This is a genomic window from Micromonospora sp. NPDC006431 (assembly GCF_042870725.1).
Taxonomy (GTDB): domain Bacteria; phylum Actinomycetota; class Actinomycetes; order Mycobacteriales; family Micromonosporaceae; genus Micromonospora.
This window is the reverse complement of the sequence record NZ_JBIAHQ010000003.1, coordinates 248,602-264,423: the sequence shown is the minus strand read 5'-3', so window position 1 is coordinate 264,423 and position 15,822 is coordinate 248,602. Positions and strand designations below refer to the sequence as shown.

The 15,822-nt window shown below is 72.7% G+C and carries 13 protein-coding genes; 6 read left to right on the top strand and 7 right to left on the bottom strand.

The genetic code is table 11. The annotated features are described in order from the left end of the window. Positions 1-120 precede the first annotated feature (120 nt). The 4 genes from ACFYM6_RS07610 to ACFYM6_RS07595 form a co-directional block, all read right to left on the bottom strand. Entirely contained in the window at positions 121-1,422 is a 1,302-nt protein-coding gene (locus ACFYM6_RS07610; protein ID WP_387273236.1) for an MFS transporter, read from the bottom strand. A gap of 63 nt (positions 1,423-1,485) precedes the next feature. Continuing rightward, positions 1,486-2,241: an ABC transporter permease gene (locus tag ACFYM6_RS07605; RefSeq protein ID WP_073839888.1), complete on the bottom strand. Its 756-nt coding sequence runs from the start codon at positions 2,239-2,241 to the stop codon at positions 1,486-1,488. 18 nt (positions 2,242-2,259) lie between these two features. Next, positions 2,260-3,219 (bottom strand): ATP-binding cassette domain-containing protein, encoded by a 960-nt coding sequence (locus tag ACFYM6_RS07600; RefSeq protein WP_387273234.1) that lies wholly within the window; start codon positions 3,217-3,219, stop codon positions 2,260-2,262. 120 nt (positions 3,220-3,339) lie between these two features. Beyond that, the gene (locus ACFYM6_RS07595; protein WP_387273745.1) at positions 3,340-3,951 is read right to left on the bottom strand and encodes a PadR family transcriptional regulator; all 612 of its coding nucleotides are present in this window, start codon (positions 3,949-3,951) and stop codon (positions 3,340-3,342) included. A 146-nt stretch (positions 3,952-4,097) separates the two neighbouring features. On the opposite strand from ACFYM6_RS07595, the gene ACFYM6_RS07590 reads away from it, so the two are divergent. Next, positions 4,098-5,849: an acetyl/propionyl/methylcrotonyl-CoA carboxylase subunit alpha gene (locus tag ACFYM6_RS07590; protein WP_387273232.1), complete on the top strand. Its 1,752-nt coding sequence runs from the start codon at positions 4,098-4,100 to the stop codon at positions 5,847-5,849. Positions 5,850-5,908: 59 nt separating this feature from the next. Here the strand turns inward: ACFYM6_RS07590 and ACFYM6_RS07585 are convergent, their stop codons facing one another. Beyond that, complete coding sequence (locus tag ACFYM6_RS07585; protein ID WP_387273230.1) at positions 5,909-6,805, bottom strand: LysR family transcriptional regulator ArgP; 897 nt, start codon at positions 6,803-6,805, stop codon at positions 5,909-5,911. Between the two features lie 78 nt (positions 6,806-6,883). Between ACFYM6_RS07585 and ACFYM6_RS07580 the strand changes: the two genes are divergently transcribed. Then, positions 6,884-7,480, top strand: coding sequence for a LysE/ArgO family amino acid transporter (locus ACFYM6_RS07580; protein WP_387273743.1), 597 nt, complete (start codon positions 6,884-6,886; stop codon positions 7,478-7,480). Positions 7,481-7,556: 76 nt separating this feature from the next. Continuing rightward, complete coding sequence (locus ACFYM6_RS07575) at positions 7,557-8,996, top strand: GuaB1 family IMP dehydrogenase-related protein (RefSeq protein WP_387273228.1); 1,440 nt, start codon at positions 7,557-7,559, stop codon at positions 8,994-8,996. A gap of 103 nt (positions 8,997-9,099) precedes the next feature. On the opposite strand, the gene ACFYM6_RS07570 is transcribed toward ACFYM6_RS07575, so the two are convergent. Beyond that, a complete protein-coding gene (locus ACFYM6_RS07570; protein WP_387273226.1) occupies positions 9,100-9,654 on the bottom strand; it encodes a TetR/AcrR family transcriptional regulator in 555 nt (184 codons plus the stop codon). 85 nt (positions 9,655-9,739) lie between these two features. Between ACFYM6_RS07570 and ACFYM6_RS07565 the strand changes: the two genes are divergently transcribed. The 3 genes from ACFYM6_RS07565 to ACFYM6_RS07555 all read left to right on the top strand — a co-directional run bounded on the left by ACFYM6_RS07565 (position 9,740) and on the right by ACFYM6_RS07555 (position 14,164). Beyond that, positions 9,740-10,267, top strand: coding sequence for a MarR family transcriptional regulator (locus ACFYM6_RS07565; RefSeq protein WP_357437657.1), 528 nt, complete (start codon positions 9,740-9,742; stop codon positions 10,265-10,267). After that, a complete protein-coding gene (locus ACFYM6_RS07560; protein ID WP_387273224.1) occupies positions 10,261-11,994 on the top strand; it encodes an ABC transporter ATP-binding protein in 1,734 nt (577 codons plus the stop codon). Before ACFYM6_RS07565 ends, ACFYM6_RS07560 begins: the two co-directional genes overlap by 7 nt. Positions 11,995-12,139: 145 nt before the next feature. Then, a complete protein-coding gene (locus ACFYM6_RS07555) occupies positions 12,140-14,164 on the top strand; it encodes an ABC transporter ATP-binding protein (RefSeq protein ID WP_387273741.1) in 2,025 nt (674 codons plus the stop codon). Between the two features lie 65 nt (positions 14,165-14,229). Here the strand turns inward: ACFYM6_RS07555 and thrS are convergent, their stop codons facing one another. Then, a complete protein-coding gene (gene thrS / locus ACFYM6_RS07550; protein ID WP_387273739.1) occupies positions 14,230-15,462 on the bottom strand; it encodes a threonine--tRNA ligase in 1,233 nt (410 codons plus the stop codon). Positions 15,463-15,822 lie beyond the last annotated feature (360 nt).

Here is a 15,822-nt window from a genome sequence, read left to right as displayed (position 1 = left end):
GGCGCACGCGAGGTCGGCGAAGTCGCGGGTGTCCAACGGCCCGCGATACCGCCATATCGGCGAACCGGGCCGGCGGCAGCGAGGGCGCCAGCGACGTGGGCCGACGCCGACGAGGGGCGGTCAGGCGGCGAGCGGCTGGGGGGTGGCGGCCGGGGCGCGCAGCGCCCGGCCGAGCCGCAGGGTGAGCAGCGCGGCGGCGGCGATGAAGCCGGGCAGCAGCAGGAAGGCCAGGTGCGGTCCGACGCCGTCGGCCACCCAGCCGAGGGCGACCGGCGCGATCCCGAAGCCCACCCCCATCGAGTACGACGACCAGCCGGCCGCCTTGTCCGCGCCGGGGCCGGCGGCGGCGAGGGCGATGGAGAGCGCCAGCGGGTAGTGCAGGGCGTTGCCCAGCCCGAGCACGACCAGGCCGGTGACCGCCAGCCAGCCGACCGGGGCGGACCAGAAGACGAGGAACCCGACCAGGGAGACGGTCAGCGCGGCGAGCAGCAGCGGCACCGGCGGCCAGCGCAGCGCGAACCGGCCGCCGACCACCCGGCCGACGAACATCCCGCAGACGATCGCGGCGACGGCCGCCGAGGCGCCGCCGGCGCCGAGCCCGGCATGGGTACGCAGCACGTCGGCGGTCCAGAGCGACAGGCACACCTCGATCGAGCCGGTGACCGACATGAGCACCCAGGCGATCCAGTACGCCCGGGGCAGCCGGTGCGCCGCCCGGTCACCGGCACGCCCGTCCGGTGCGGCGGAAGCCGGGGCGACCAGCGCAGGATCGGCCGCCGAGGAGGTCACGACCGGGTCGGCGGCGGCCGGGGCGGTCACGCCGACCGGGTCGGCGGCAGCCGCGGCAGCGGGGCCGCCCTTCGGCAGGCGTACCCGGAAGGTCAGGGCGGCGAGGGCGACCAGCGCGATCAGCCCGACCTCGACGGCCAGCACCGGCCGCCAGCCCAGACCGGCGTTCACGGTGGCGCCGATGACCAGCGGGGCGAGGATGCCCATGCCGGCGCCGACGGCGTTGGCCTCGGTGAGCGCGGCGGGCGCGGCCGGCCCGTGGTGGGTGGTGAGCAGCACGCTGACCCCGCTGATCACCATCATGCCGAAGGTCGCGATCACCGCGACGGCGGCGAGGGTGGCGGGCAGTGGGCGCAGCAGCCCGAGGGCGGTGACGCCGGCGGCCACGCCGGCGAGGCCGAGCCAGGTGGCCCGGCCGCGGCCGAGGCGGCGGGCGGCCGGTGCGAAGAGGGCCCCGCCGAGGATCGCGCCGACGGCGATGCCGGTGCTGTGCAGGCCGGCGACGGCGGCACTGGTGCCCTGTTCGTCGCGGAGCAGCGGTACGACCGGGCCGAAGCCGTAGAGGAAGAAGCCCCAGAGCCCCAGCTGGGCATAGGTCAACCAGGTCGTCTTGTCACGGCTGAGGTGGGGCACTGACCTTACGCTACGCGCGTCGGGCCGGCGCCCCACCTCTGGTGAGAGGCAGCTCTCGTCGGGTCAGCGGACGCTGCGGGCGAACTGCCGCGCGGCCCAGACCACCCCGGCGACGGCGAGCACCGCGATGATCGTCAGCCCCTGCCAGACCTTGTCGTTGCTCAGGTCACCGGCGAAGAGTGCGCGGACCCCGTCGACCGCCCAGGAGAACGGGTTCCAGTTGGCGATGCCTTGGAGCCAGCCGGGGGCCAGGGCGAGCGGCAGCAGGATGCCGGAGAGCAGCAGCACCGGCTGGGCGACGGTGTTCATCAGCGGGGCGAGCGCGTCCTCGCTCTTGACCTTGAGCGCGACGCCGTAGGAGACGGCCGAGGTCATCAGCGCGATCAGGGCCAGCATCAGGTACGCCAGCAGCAGATAGCCGATGAAGACGCGCAGGTCGAACAGGAGCGCCAGCAGCGTGATGATGATCGCCTGCGCGATCAGCGAGACCACGTCCCGCAGCGAACGGCCGAGCAGCAGGGCGAGCCGGCTGACCGGGGTGACCCGGGACCGTTCGATGACCCCGGCGCGCAGCTCGGCGATCAGGCCGAAGCCCTGGAACAGGCCACCGAAGATGGCCAACAGCACCAGCAGGCCGGGGACGAAGATCTTGTACGCCGCGGCCTGGGTCGGCGCGTTCAGCGCCGCCTTGAGCAGCGGGGCGAAGAGCAGCAGGTACATCACCGGCTGGAAGACGCCGACGAAGAGCCAGACCGGGTTGCGCAGCAGCAGCTGGAACTGGCGCTGGAAGATCAACCAGGTGTCGCGGGCGAATTTCATGACAGCTTCTCCGGTTGGTCAGGACTCGCGCAGCGAGCGGCCGGTCTTGGTGAGGAAGACGTCGTCGAGGCTGGGGCGGTGCAGCTCGATGGAGCGCAGGTCCAGTCCGGCGCCGTCGAGGCGGCGCAGCACCTGCGGGATGGCGGTGGCTCCCTCGTCGACGTAGAGGCGCAGGCCACCCTCGTCGACGGTCTCCAGCTTGTTGACGTACGCCTCGGTGTCGAGCAGTTCGGCGGCGCGCGGGGTGGCCGCGGCGTCGAGGCCGACGAGCACCACCTCGCCGGAGATCTCCCGCTTCAGCTCGGCCGGGGTGCCCTCGGCGACCACCTCACCGTGGTCCATGATCGCGATCCGGTCGCAGAGCGCGTCCGCCTCGTCGAGGTAGTGCGTGGTGATGAAGACCGTCATTCCCTCGGCGCGCAGCCGGCGGATCTCGTCCCACATGTGCGCCCGGCTCTGCGGGTCCAGGCCGGTGGTCGGCTCGTCCAGGAAGACGATCTTCGGCTCGTGGATGATGCCGAGCGCGATCTCGACCCGCCGGCGCTGGCCGCCGGAGTAGGTCTTGCACTTGCGGTCCGCGTAGTCGCTGAGCTGGAAGGCGTCCAGGGCGCGGGCGGCGCGTCGGTGCGCCTCGGCCTTGCCGATGCCGTAGAGCCGGGCATGCAGCACCAGCTCCTCGCGGGCGGTGGACTCGTCCCAGGTGCTGCCGCCCTGGGCCACGTAGCCGATCCGGCGGCGCACCTCGGCCGGATCCTTGCGCAGGTCCGCCCCGGCGATGGTGGCCTCGCCACCGTCGGGCTCGATGAGAGTGGCGAGCATCCGCAGCGTGGTGGTCTTGCCGGCGCCGTTCGGGCCGAGGAAGCCGAAGATCTCCCCCTCGGCGACGTCGAGGTTGACGCCCCGAACCGCGTCCACGGTCTTCGTCTCGCGACCCGCGCGGGAGCGGAACGACTTCCGCAGCCCCCTGGTCTCGATCATCTCTGCTCCTGGTCGTCCGGGCCGGACGTGACCGGCCACCGATCGTCCGCAGGGAGGACGCACCACTCCCCGCGGTTCACGCCGACACTAACGCGATATAGCTCGCGTGGTCAACGTTGATTATTTCGCGTCGTCGTCCCGAGGTGCGGCCCGGTCCTTCCACTCGGACCACTCCGCAGCCTGCTCAATGGAAGCGGGCAGGTACGACACTCCTGACTCGATCCGCTCGGCGATCCGGCCGCACCAGGCCATGTCCGCCTCGGCCCGGGCCAGCCACAGCTCGAACATCCAGCCGACGTGCACCGGCTTCGAGTTGCGCACCCAGTCCGACTCCAGCGAGGCACGCATCGACTCGATGCCGGCCCGGATCAGGTTCGCCCGGTTTCGCAGAGCCGCCGCCGCCTCGTCCCGTGGCATGGCCGGCAGGAAGGAGAAGGCCGCCGCGAACGGATCCGGCACCTCGTGGAGCTGCCACCACTGCGCGCGCAGCAGGCTCTCGAACTCGTCCACCCCCTTGGCCGTCACCTCGTACGTGGTGCGGGCCGGACGAGCGCCGACCTGCTCGGTCGACACCGCGCGCAGCAGCCCCTCGTCGGTGAGTTTGCGCAGCGCGTGATAGATCGACCCCGGTTGCACGTTGGCCCACTTGTCCGCGCTCCAGCTCAGCAGTTCACGGCGTACGTCGTAGCCGTGCACCGGCTGCATCCACCTGACCAGACCCAGAATCATCATCCGCGTTGCCGACACCGGACAAGCGTAATAAGCAAATTTGACTAAGGCGCGGTGCGACAGTGCCGCATCCCACACTGAGCGATCGTTAGGGCCGCCAGGCCGGCCGATAAACTCCCGGCATCGACCTCCGGGGAGGAGCCACCAAGGTGCGCAAGGTACTCATCGCCAACCGCGGCGAGATCGCCGTACGCGTCATCCGCGCCTGCCGCGACGCCGGTCTGCAGAGCGTCGCCGTCTACGCGGACTCCGACCGGGACGCCCTGCACGCCACCCTCGCCGACGAGGCGTACGCCCTGGACGGCGACACCGCGGCGGACAGCTACCTGCGCATCGACAAGCTGATCGACGTGGCGGCCAGGTCCGGCGCCGACGCGGTGCACCCCGGCTACGGCTTCCTCTCCGAGAACGCCGACTTCGCCCAGGCCGTCATCGACGCCGGGCTGACCTGGATCGGGCCGACCCCGCAGGCGATCCGCGACCTCGGTGACAAGGTGACCGCCCGGCACATCGCCCAGCGCGCCGGCGCGCCCCTGGTCCCCGGCACCCCGGACCCGGTCGGCAGCGCCGACGAGGTGATGGCCTTCGCCGTCGACCACGGCCTGCCGGTCGCCATCAAGGCGGCCTTCGGCGGCGGCGGGCGCGGCCTCAAGGTGGCCCGCACCATGGAGGAGATCCCGCATCTGTTCGAGTCGGCCACCCGCGAGGCGGTCGCCGCGTTCGGCCGGGGCGAGTGCTTCGTCGAGCGATACCTGGACCAGCCCCGCCACGTCGAGGCGCAGGTCCTCGCCGACCACCACGGCACCGTGATCGTGGTGGGCACGCGTGACTGCTCGCTGCAGCGCCGGCACCAGAAGCTGGTCGAGGAGGCCCCTGCGCCGTTCCTCACCGAGGCGCAGCGCACCCAGATCCACGCCAGCGCCAAGGCGATCTGCCGGGAGGCCGGCTACCACGGCGCGGGCACGGTGGAATACCTGGTCGGCGCCGACGGCACCATCTCCTTCCTGGAGGTCAACACCCGGCTCCAGGTCGAGCACCCGGTCACCGAGGAGACCTCCGGCATCGACCTGGTCCGCGAGCAGTTCCGCATCGCCGACGGCGAGAAGCTGCGCTTCACCGAGGACCCGACCCCGCGCGGGCACTCGATCGAGTTCCGGATCAACGGCGAGGACCCGGGCCGCAACTTCCTTCCCGCCCCGGGCACCATCACCGCGCTGCGGCTGCCGACCGGTCCGGGCGTCCGGGTGGACACCGGCATCTCGGCCGGCGACGTGATCGGCGGCAACTTCGACTCGCTGCTCGCCAAGGTGATCATCACGGGCGAGACGCGTACCGAGGCGCTGGAGCGGGCCCGCCGGGCGCTGGACGAGATGGTGGTCGAGGGCATGGCCACCGCGCTGCCCTTCCACCGGCTGGTGGTCCGGGACGCGGCGTTCACCGCCGAGCCGTTCACCGTCCACACCCGGTGGATCGAGACCGAGTTCGACAACACGGTGCCGGCCTTCACCGCGCCCGCCGGCACCGTCGAGGGCCCGGCCGAGCGCGAGACCGTCGTGGTCGAGGTGGGTGGCAAGCGGCTGGAGGTCAGCCTCCCCGCCGGCCTCGGCGCGGGTACGGCCACCGCCGCGCCCGCCGCGAAGAAGCCGGCCCGCCGGGGCGGTGGCGCCAAGGCCGGTGCGGCGGTCAGCGGCGACACCCTCACCTCCCCCATGCAGGGCACCATCGTCAAGATCGCCGTCGCGGACGGGGACACCGTCGCCGAGGGCGACCTGGTCGTCGTGCTGGAGGCGATGAAGATGGAGCAGCCGCTGCACGCCCACAAGGCGGGCACGGTCAGCGGCCTCTCCGCCGAGGTGGGCGCGGTCATCACCGCCGGCGCCCCGATCTGCACCATCGCCTGAACGGCAGGAGGGGCCCGTCCTCAACGCGTGGCCCCTCCTCATCGCGCAGCCCGACCGGCTCAGCGGAGCGCGACGGCCGCCTCCGCGCGGACCGCCTCGGTCAGCGCGCCGAGCACGCGTGACTCCAGCCGCCAGTGCTGCCAGTACAGCGGCACGTCGACGTGCCGTCCCGGGTCGAGGTCGACGCAGGCGCCGTCGGCCAGGTCCGCCTCGGCCAACCGCTCCGGGACCAGCCCCCAGGCGAGGCCGCGCCGGATCGTCTCGCTGAACGCGGGCACCGAGGGCACGTGGTGCACCGGCGGGTCGAGCTCCCGGCCGGTCACCGACCGCAGGAAGCGGTGCTGGACCTGGTCCTTGCGGTCGAAGACGAGCATCGGCGCCACGCCCAACGCCTCGGCCGTCAGCCCGTCGGGGAACCAGCGGGCGACCAGCGCCGGGGCGGCGAGCGCCCGGTAGCGCATCGCGCCGAGCGGGCGTACCCGGCAGCCCTGGACCGGCTCCCGCTGGGCGGTCACCGCCGCCAGCACCGCACCGTCGCGCAGCAGCTCGGCGGTGTGGTCCTGGTCGTCCTGGCGTACGTCGAAGCAGACGGCCAGCTCGGCCGGCACCCGGGCCAGCGCGGGCACGAACCAGGTGGCCAGCGAGTCGGCGTTGACCACCACGGGGATCCGGATGGGTCCGGCCGTCCCGTCCACCGCCCCGCACGCCTCGGCGAGCGCCTCCCGTTCGAGCAGGGTCAACTGGACGGCCAGCCGGAGCAGCGGTTGGCCCGCGCCGGTCGCCTGACAGGGGCGGCTGCGCCGGACCAGCACCTGCCCGACAACCTCCTCCAGCGCGCGGATCCGCTGGCTCACCGCCGACGGGGTGACGTGCAGGACGCGCGCCGCACCCTCGAAGCTGCCCTCGGCGACCACTGCGGCCAGGGTGCGGAGTTGGGCGGTGTCAAGTCCTTCCATAAGACAAGCTTACGAAGCATCAGAAAGATTAGTTGGACTGCATCGGCGGTGTTCTCTAGCGTCGGACCCGTGCCTGACCTGCTCCCCTCCGCCGCCGCCGGGTTCTCCGTCTCACTCGCGCTGATCGTCGCCATCGGCGCGCAGAACGCCTTCGTGCTCCGTCAGGGGCTACGCCGGGAGCACGTGCTTCCCGTGGTGGTCGCCTGCGCCGCCTCGGACGCCCTGCTCATCGCGGCGGGCATCGCCGGTCTCGGCACGGCCGTGGCGGACCGGCCGGGCCTGCTGACCGCCATCCGCTGGACCGGGGCCGCCTTCCTGCTCGGGTACGCCGTGCTCGCCGCCCGCCGGGCGCTGCGCCCCGGCACCCTCACCCCCACCGATCGCCCGCCGGCCACCCTCCGGGCGACCGTGCTGGCCTGCCTCGCCTTCACCTACCTCAACCCGCACGTCTACCTGGACACGGTGCTGCTCCTCGGCGGCGTGGCCCAGCAGTACGAGCAGCGCTGGGCGTTCGGCGGCGGCGCGGTGCTGGCCAGCGCGGTCTGGTTCACCGCGCTCGGCGGCGCGGCGCACCGACTGGCGCCGCTGCTCGCGCGTACCGCCGCCTGGCGGGTGCTGGACGGCGCGGTCGCCGTCGTGATGACCGTGATCGCCGCGGCGCTGCTGCTCGGCTGACCCGCCACCCGGCCACCGGGGGTGTTTTCCGTGACCATCGCGGGCGGGGACGGGTGCTGGCGGGAATGATGTTCCGGTGCGGTTCCTTCATGGCGCGGTCCCCGCGCACGATCTGACCTACAACGACGTCTTCATGGCGCCCAACCGTTCCGAGGTGGGTTCCCGGCTGGACGTCGACCTGGCCACGGCCGACGGCACCGGCACCACCATTCCGCTGGTGGTGGCGAACATGACGGCGGTCGCCGGCCGGCGGATGGCCGAGACGGTGGCCCGGCGCGGCGCCATCGCGGTGATCCCCCAGGACATCCCGATCGAGGTGGTGGCCAACGTCGTCGCCTGGGTCAAGCAACGGCACCTGGTGCACGACACCGCGATCACCCTCGGCCCCACCGACACCGTCGGCGACGCGATCCACCTGCTGCCGAAGCGCGCGCACGGGGCGGTGATCGTGGTCGACGAGGCCGGCCGCCCGGTCGGCGTGGTCACCGAGGCGGACACCGTGGGCGTCGACCGCTTCGCCCAGCTCCGGCACGTGATGTCGACCGAGCTGCACACCGTGCCGGCCGACGCGGACCCGCGTACCGGTTTCGACCGGCTCTCCGCGGGCCGGCGCCGGCTCGCCCCGGTGGTGGACGCCGAGGAACGGCTGGTCGGCGTGCTGACCCGGCAGGGCGCGCTGCGCGCCACGCTCTACAAGCCGGCGGTGGATGACCGCGGCCGGCTACGGATCGCGGCGGCGGTGGGGATCAACGGCGACGTGACCGGCAAGGCCGCCGCGCTGCTGGAGGCCGGGGTGGACACCCTCGTGGTGGACACCGCGCACGGCCACCAGGAGCGGATGATCTCCGCGCTGCGGGCGGTCCGCAAGCTCGACCCGGCGGTTCCCGTCGCGGCCGGCAACGTGGTCACCGCCGACGGCGTAAGGGACCTGATCGAGGCGGGCGCCGACATCGTGAAGGTCGGCGTCGGGCCGGGCGCGATGTGCACCACGCGGATGATGACCGGCGTCGGCCGGCCGCAGTTCTCGGCGGTGCTCGACTGCGCCGCGGCGGCGCGCAGGCTGGGCCGGCACGTCTGGGCCGACGGCGGCGTACGCCACCCGCGGGACGTGGCGCTGGCCCTGGCGGCGGGCGCCTCGAACGTGATGATCGGTTCCTGGTTCGCCGGCACCTACGAGTCCCCGGGCGACCTCTACACCGAAGCCGACGGCCGGCGCTACAAGGAGAGCTTCGGCATGGCGTCGGCCCGGGCGGTCAGCGCCCGCACGGGCGAGGACAGCGCGTACGACCGGGCCCGGAAGGCGATCTTCGAGGAGGGCATCTCCTCGGCCCGGATGTACCTCGACCCGGACCGGCCGGGCGTCGAGGACCTGATCGACGAGATCATCTCCGGGGTACGCAGCTCCTTCACCTACGCCGGCGCCCGCAACCTCGAGGAGTTCCACGAGGGCGCCCTGGTCGGCGTGCAGAGCGCCGCCGGCTACACCGAAGGCATGCCGCTGCCGACAAGCTGGTAACTCCCGTCGGATCCGCAGTTGATCAAGAGGTTTACGTCGCCGGAAGGCCACGGGCCGACGCAAACCTCTTGATCAACGACTGCGGGCCGTGCCTCCGGTTGGGTTACTCGAAGAGGCGGCGGATCACGGACCGGGCGGCGGATTCCAGGTCCGGGCCGGCGCTGGGCGGCAGCGCGCCGGCCAGCCAGAGGGTGACGAAGCCGTGCACGATCGACCACGCGGCGAGCGCGTTCCGCTCCGGGTCGGCGGAGGGCGTGGCCAGGGCGGCGACCCGGCCGCGCAGTGCCACCCCGGCCCGGGTACGGGCGGCGGCCAGCGCCGGGTCGTCCGCGCGGTGGAGGTCCGGCGCGAACATCACCTCGAAGTGGGCCCGGTGCCCGACGGCGAAGCGCACGTACGCGACGCCCGCCTCCAGCAGGTCGTCGCCGGCCCGGCCGAGCTCGTCGGCGAGCAGCGCGAAGCCCTCGGCGGCGAGGGCGGTGAGCAGGCCAGCCTTGTCCCCGAAGTGGTGGGCGGGCGCGGCGTGCGAGACACCGGCCCGCCGGGCCAGGTCGCGGAGGCTGAGCGCCGCCACGCCGGACTCTTCGATCGCCTGGACCGCCGCGTCCAGCAGGGCCCGCCGCAGGTCGCCGTGGTGGTAGCCGCGCGCCGTGGTCACCGCCGGAGCATATCTTGCCATTGCCAAGATGTGGGTCTCCGAAATTAGTTTGGGACCTGACGATCCGGGGGCTAATCTAGCGCCCGTGAACACGGGACCGATCGTCCGCTTCCCCGACGCGCTGCAGCACGCGCCGCTCGGCCGGCTGATCTCGATCGCCGGCCACGTGGTCGAGCAGCACTGGGGGCGCTACCTCGCCGAGCACCACGGGCTCACCTCCGCCGGCATGCGGGTGCTGCTCATCCTGCTCCGCGCCGGCGACAGCAGCCACCGGGAAATGGCCGAACGATGCTTCGTCCGACCAGCCACGCTCACCGGCATCGTCGACACGCTCGAACGCGACGGTTTCGTCGCGCGGCAGCGGGACCCGAACGACCGGCGCAGCGTCCAGCTCACCCTGACCGACAAGGGCCGGAAGCAGGCCCTCGCCATCATCGACCTCATCCACAGCGACCGCCCGCTCACCTCGGTCGACGCCGACCCCGCGAAGAAGGCGGTGGTGCGGGAATTTCTCACGGAAATCATCACGACCATGTCCGATGGAGACCTTCGCCGGTTGAACCGGGACAGCGAACCCAACACCGAGAACCCATCGGGGAGCCATCCGTGCTGATCCGCCTGCTCCGCACGCACCTGCGCCCGTACCGGCGGTTGCTGGCCGCGGTGGTGGCGTTCCAGTTCGTCGGCACGATGGCTTCGCTCTACCTGCCGAGCCTCAACGCCGACATCATCGACCGTGGCGTGGCCGTGGGCGACACCGACCAGATCCTGCGTACGGGCGGCTGGATGCTGCTCGTCAGCCTGCTCCAGATCGCCTGCTCGATCATCGCCGTGTATCTCGGCGCGAAGACCGCGATGGGGTTCGGCCGGGACGTCCGGGCCGGCATCTTCCGCCACGTCAACCGCTTCTCGGCCCGCGAGGTGGCCCGGTTCGGGGCCCCCTCGCTGATCACCCGGAACACCAACGACGTGCAGCAGGTGCAGATGCTCGTGCTGCTGAGCTGCACCATGCTGGTCGCCGCACCGATCATGAGCGTCGGCGGCGTGGTCATGGCGCTGCGCGAGGACGTCGGGCTCTCCTGGCTGATGCTGGTCTGCGTGCCGGTCCTGGCGATCGCACTGGGCCTGATCATCCGGCGGATGGTGCCGGGCTTCCGGCTCATGCAGACCCGGATCGACACGGTCAACCGGGTGCTGCGCGAGCAGATCAGCGGCATCCGGGTGGTCCGGGCGTTCGTCCGCGAGCCGTACGAGACGAAGCGGTTCGGCACCGCGAACGCCGACCTCACCGCCACCGCCCTGCGCGTCGGCCGGCTCCAGGCGCTGATCTTCCCGGTGGTCATGCTGGTGCTGAACGTCTCCAGCGTCGCGGTGCTCTGGTTCGGCGCGGAGCGGGTCGACGCCGGGCAGATCCAGATCGGCGCGCTGACCGCCTTCCTGCAGTACCTCATGCAGATCCTGATGGCGGTCATGATGGCCACCTTCATGCTGATGATGGTGCCGCGCGCGGCGGTGTGCGCCGAGCGGATCGTCGAGGTGCTGGACACCGAATCGTCGGTGACGCCGCCGGCCGAGCCGATGCTCGCGATGACCAGGCCCGCCGAACTGGAACTGCGCCGGGTCGGCTTCCAGTACCCGGGGGCGAGCGCGCCGGTGCTGCACGACGTCTCGTTCCGGGCCAGCCCCGGCCGAACCACGGCCATCATCGGGTCCACCGGCGCCGGCAAGAGCACCCTGCTCTCGCTCATCCCCCGGCTGGTCGACCCCACCGACGGCGCGGTGCTGGTCGACGGCATGGACGTGCGGCTGATGGAACTGGACGAGGTGTGGCGCCGGATCGGGCTGGTGCCGCAGCGGCCGTACCTGTTCACCGGCACGGTCGCCAGCAACCTGCGGTACGGCAACCCGGACGCCACCGACGCCGAACTCTGGGCGGCGCTGGAGATCGCCCAGGCCCGGGACTTCGTCGCGGAGATGCCGGGCGGGCTGGACGCTCCGATCGCGCAGGGCGGCACGAACGTCTCCGGCGGCCAACGGCAGCGGCTGGCGATCGCCCGGGCGCTGGTCCGCAAGCCGGAGATCTACCTCTTCGACGACTCGTTCTCGGCGCTCGACCTCGGCACCGACGCCCGGCTGCGGGCCGCGCTGAAGCCGGTCACCGCGGACGCGGCGGTGGTGATCGTGGCCCAACGGGTCTCCACGATCATCGACGCCGATCAGATCATCGTGCTCGAGGACGGGGGCGTCGTCGGGATGGGACGACACGAGGAACTACTGCACACCTGCCCGACCTACGCCGAGATCGTGGCGTCCCAGCAGACGGCGGAGGTGACGGCATGAGCGAGCGCAGCGAGCTCAGTGCGACCGGTCATGGCGGCGCCGAGCGAAGCGAGGTGACGGCATGACCGCCGTACCCGAGCAGAAGCCGGCGGCCGGCGGCCAGGGACCCAACGGGCGGGGTCCCGGCGGGGCCACCCCCGGTGGAATGGGCCCCGGCGGAAAGGGCCCCAATGGGCAGGGCCCCGGCGGGCCGCCGAACCGGCTGCCCCCGGCGGGGCGGCGCCCCGGCGGCGGCCCGCCGTGGATGGGCGCCGCCATGCCGGCGGAGAAGTCGATGAACTTCGGGCCGTCGGCTCGGCGGCTGCTGGGTCGCCTGCGGCCGCACCGCCTGCAGTTGGCCGCGATCATCACCCTGGCGCTGGCGAGCGTCGGGGCGAGCGTGGTCGGTCCGAAGATCCTCGGCCACGCCACCGACCTGATCTTCAGCGGAGTGATGGGCCGCCAGATCCCCGCCAGCCTCACCACCGAGCAGGCGGTGGCCGCGGCTCGGGCGGCCGGCCATGGCAACTACGCCGACATGCTGGCCCGGATGGACGTGGTGCCCGGGGCAGGCATCGACTTCACCGCGCTGGCCCGCACGCTCACGCTGGCGCTCGCCCTCTACCTGGGCGCCAGCCTGCTGATGTGGTGGCAGGGCTGGCTGCTCAACGGGGTGGTGCAGCGGACCGTGCTGCGGCTGCGCGCCGACGTGGCGGAGAAACTCAACCGGCTGCCGCTGCCCTACTTCGACCGGCAGCCCCGGGGCGAGCTGCTCAGTCGGGTCACCAATGACATCGACAACATCTCGCAGACCCTGTCGCAGACGCTCAGCCAGTTGCTCAGCGCACTGCTGACCGTGGTCGGCGTACTGGCGATGATGTTCTGGATCTCGCCGCTGCTGGCCCTGGTCGCCCTGGTGGCGGTGCCGCTGTCGGTGATCGTCACACAGCAGATCGCCAAGCGCTCGCAGCGCAGGTTCATCGCCCAGTGGCGGCACACCGGTGAGCTGAACGGCCTGATCGAGGAGGCGTACACCGGTCACGAGCTGGTCAAGGTCTTCGGCCGGCAGCGCGAGGTGCAGGCCGACTTTGAGGCCAAGAACGACGAGCTGTTCAAAGCCAGCTTCGGGGCCCAGTTCATCTCCGGGATCATCATGCCGGCGATGATGTTCGTCGGGAACCTCAGCTACGTCGCGATCGCCGTGGTCGGCGGGCTGCGGGTGGCCTCCGGGTCGATGAGCCTCGGCGACGTGCAGGCGTTCATCCAGTACTCGCGGCAGTTCACCCAGCCGCTCACCCAGGTCGCCTCGATGGCGAACCTGCTCCAGTCCGGGGTGGCCTCCGCCGAACGGGTCTTCGAGGTGCTCGACGCCGAGGAGCAGGCCCCCGACCGGGCCCTACCGGCCCGGGTCACCGGCCGGGTCGATTTCGAGCACGTCTCCTTCCGGTACGACCCGGACAAGCCGTTGATCGACGACCTGTCGCTGGTCGCCGAGCCCGGTCACACGGTGGCCATCGTCGGCCCGACCGGCGCCGGCAAGACCACCCTGGTCAACCTGATCATGCGGTTCTACGAGCTGGACGCCGGCCGGATCACCCTGGACGGGGTGGACATCAGCGCGATGCCCCGGGAGGAGCTGCGCAGCCGGATCGGCATGGTGCTCCAGGACACCTGGCTCTTCGGCGGCACCATCCGGGACAACATCGCGTACGGGCGGCCGGACGCCACCGAGGAGGAGATCCTGGCGGCGGCCCGGGCCACCTTCGTGGACCGGTTCGTCCGCAGCCTCCCCGACGGGTACGACACCGTGATCGACGAGGAGGGCAGCAACGTCAGCGCCGGCGAGAAGCAGCTCATCACCATCGCCCGGGCGTTCCTCGCCGAGCCGTCGCTGCTGATCCTGGACGAGGCGACCAGCTCGGTGGACACCCGGACGGAGGTGCTGCTCCAGCGGGCCATGGCGGCGCTGCGCTCCGACCGGACCAGCTTCGTCATCGCGCACCGGCTCTCCACCATCCGCGACGCGGACCTGATCCTGATGATGGAGAACGGCCGGATCGTCGAGCAGGGCGCGCACGACCAACTCCTCGCCGCCGACGGGGCGTACGCCCGGCTGTACCGGTCGCAGTTCAGCGGCGCCGCGGTCGATGACGAGGGGCCGGTCCCGGCCGGCGCGCCGGCCCGGAGCTGACCGTGGAGGGATCAGCCGGCCCGGGTCCGGCCCCCGCCGCGAGGCGGGGGCCGGCCGGCCGGCCGTCAGGCCCCGGGCAGCAGGTCGGCCGACCGGGCGGCGACCACCCTCCCGATCAGCCCCAGCGCGTCGGGCACCGGCATCGGGTCGAGCCCGCGGCCGTCGCGCAGCCGCACGGACACCGACCCGTCGGCCGCCTCCCGGGGGCCGACCACCCCGAGGTACGGCACCTTCCGGCGGGCCGCGTCGCGGATCCGGGCACCCAGCGAGCCGGCGTGGTCGACCTCGACGCGGAGGCCGGCCGCCTCGGCCCGCCGGGCCAGGTCGCCGGCGGCGTCCGCCTGGCCGTCGTCCACCGGGAGCAGCACCAGTTGCACCGGCGCGTACCAGGCCGGGAAGGCGCCGGCGTGCACCTCGATCAGGTACGCGAAGAGCCGTTCCATGCTGCCGACCAGGCTCCGGTGCACCATCACCGGCCGCTTCCGGGTGCCGTCCGCGTCGGTGTACGACAGGTCGAACCGCTCCGGCTTGTCGAAGTCGAGCTGGATGGTGGAGATGGTCGACTCCCGGCCGGCCGCGTCGACGACCTGGATGTCGATCTTCGGGCCGTAGAAGGCCGCCTCGCCGGGCCCCTCGGTGAAGTCCACCCCGTCGAGCGCGGCGCGGAGCAGCTCCTCGGCCCGCGCCCACTGGGCGTCGTCGCCGACGTACTTCTCCCCCGGCCCGCGCAGCGACAGCCGGAACCCGGCCGGCCGGACGCCGAGCGCGGCGTGCGCCTCGCCGATCAGCCGCAGGATCTCGCGTACCTCGTCGCCGACCTGGTCCAGGGCGCAGAAGTTGTGCGCGTCGTTGAGCGAGATGGCGCGGACCCGGGAGAGCCCACCGAGCACCCCGGAGCGCTCCGCCCGGTACATCCCGCCCAGCTCGGCGACGCGCAGCGGCAACTCCCGGTAGGAACGACCCCGTGCCCGGAAGACCAGCGCGTGGTGCGGGCAGAGCGCCGGCCGGAGCACGAACTCGTCGTCGGCGGACAGCCGCATCGGCGGGAACATGTCGTCGGCGAAGTAGCCGAGATGCCCGGACAGCTCGAAAAGCTCCCGTTTGCCCAGCGGCGGGGAGTAGACGTGCCGGTAGCCGGCCCGGCGCTCCAGGTCCCGCACGTACTCCTCGACGGCGTGCCGGGCGGCGGCGCCGGCCGGCAGCCAGATGGGCAGCCCGGCCCCCGACAGGGGATCGGAGACGAACAGCTCCAGCTCCCGGCCCAGCCTGCGGTGGTCGATCATGTCGCTCTCCTTGATCGGGTACGACCCGGAGGCGAGCTGGCCCGGAACGCCGCGAGGCCCCGGGGCGGTTCGCCCCGGGGCCTCGTCGACGGATACGTCAGTGCGGCGCGCCGGGGATTCCCGGCGTCGTGGTCACCACTGCGCTGCGCATGGGGCGACCGTACGCGCGACGGTTCGGTTCGCGCACCCGGATTTAGCGCCCGCGCGGGACTGGGCGGTGGGGGCGAGGCGAGGTGCAGCCCGTCCGTCCGTGCCACGCGAGCTCTGCGGGGAGCGGGGGCGGGGGGGGGGGGGGGCGGCGCCCCCCCCCCCCCCCCCCCCCCCCCCCCCCCCCCCCCCCGGGCGCCCGCCCCCCCCCCCCCCCCCCCCCCCCCC

Excerpts from the sequence above, each read along its gene's own strand:
- ACFYM6_RS07605 (WP_073839888.1), bottom strand. The coding sequence starts at position 2,241 with ATGAAATTCGCCCGCGACACCTGGTTGATCTTCCAGCGCCAGTTCCAG.
- ACFYM6_RS07600 (WP_387273234.1), bottom strand. The coding sequence starts at position 3,219 with ATGATCGAGACCAGGGGGCTGCGGAAGTCGTTCCGCTCCCGCGCGGGT.
- ACFYM6_RS07595 (WP_387273745.1), bottom strand. The coding sequence starts at position 3,951 with ATGATGATTCTGGGTCTGGTCAGGTGGATGCAGCCGGTGCACGGCTAC.
- ACFYM6_RS07585 (WP_387273230.1), bottom strand. The coding sequence starts at position 6,805 with ATGGAAGGACTTGACACCGCCCAACTCCGCACCCTGGCCGCAGTGGTC.
- ACFYM6_RS07555 (WP_387273741.1), top strand. The coding sequence starts at position 12,140 with ATGGGCCCCGGCGGAAAGGGCCCCAATGGGCAGGGCCCCGGCGGGCCG.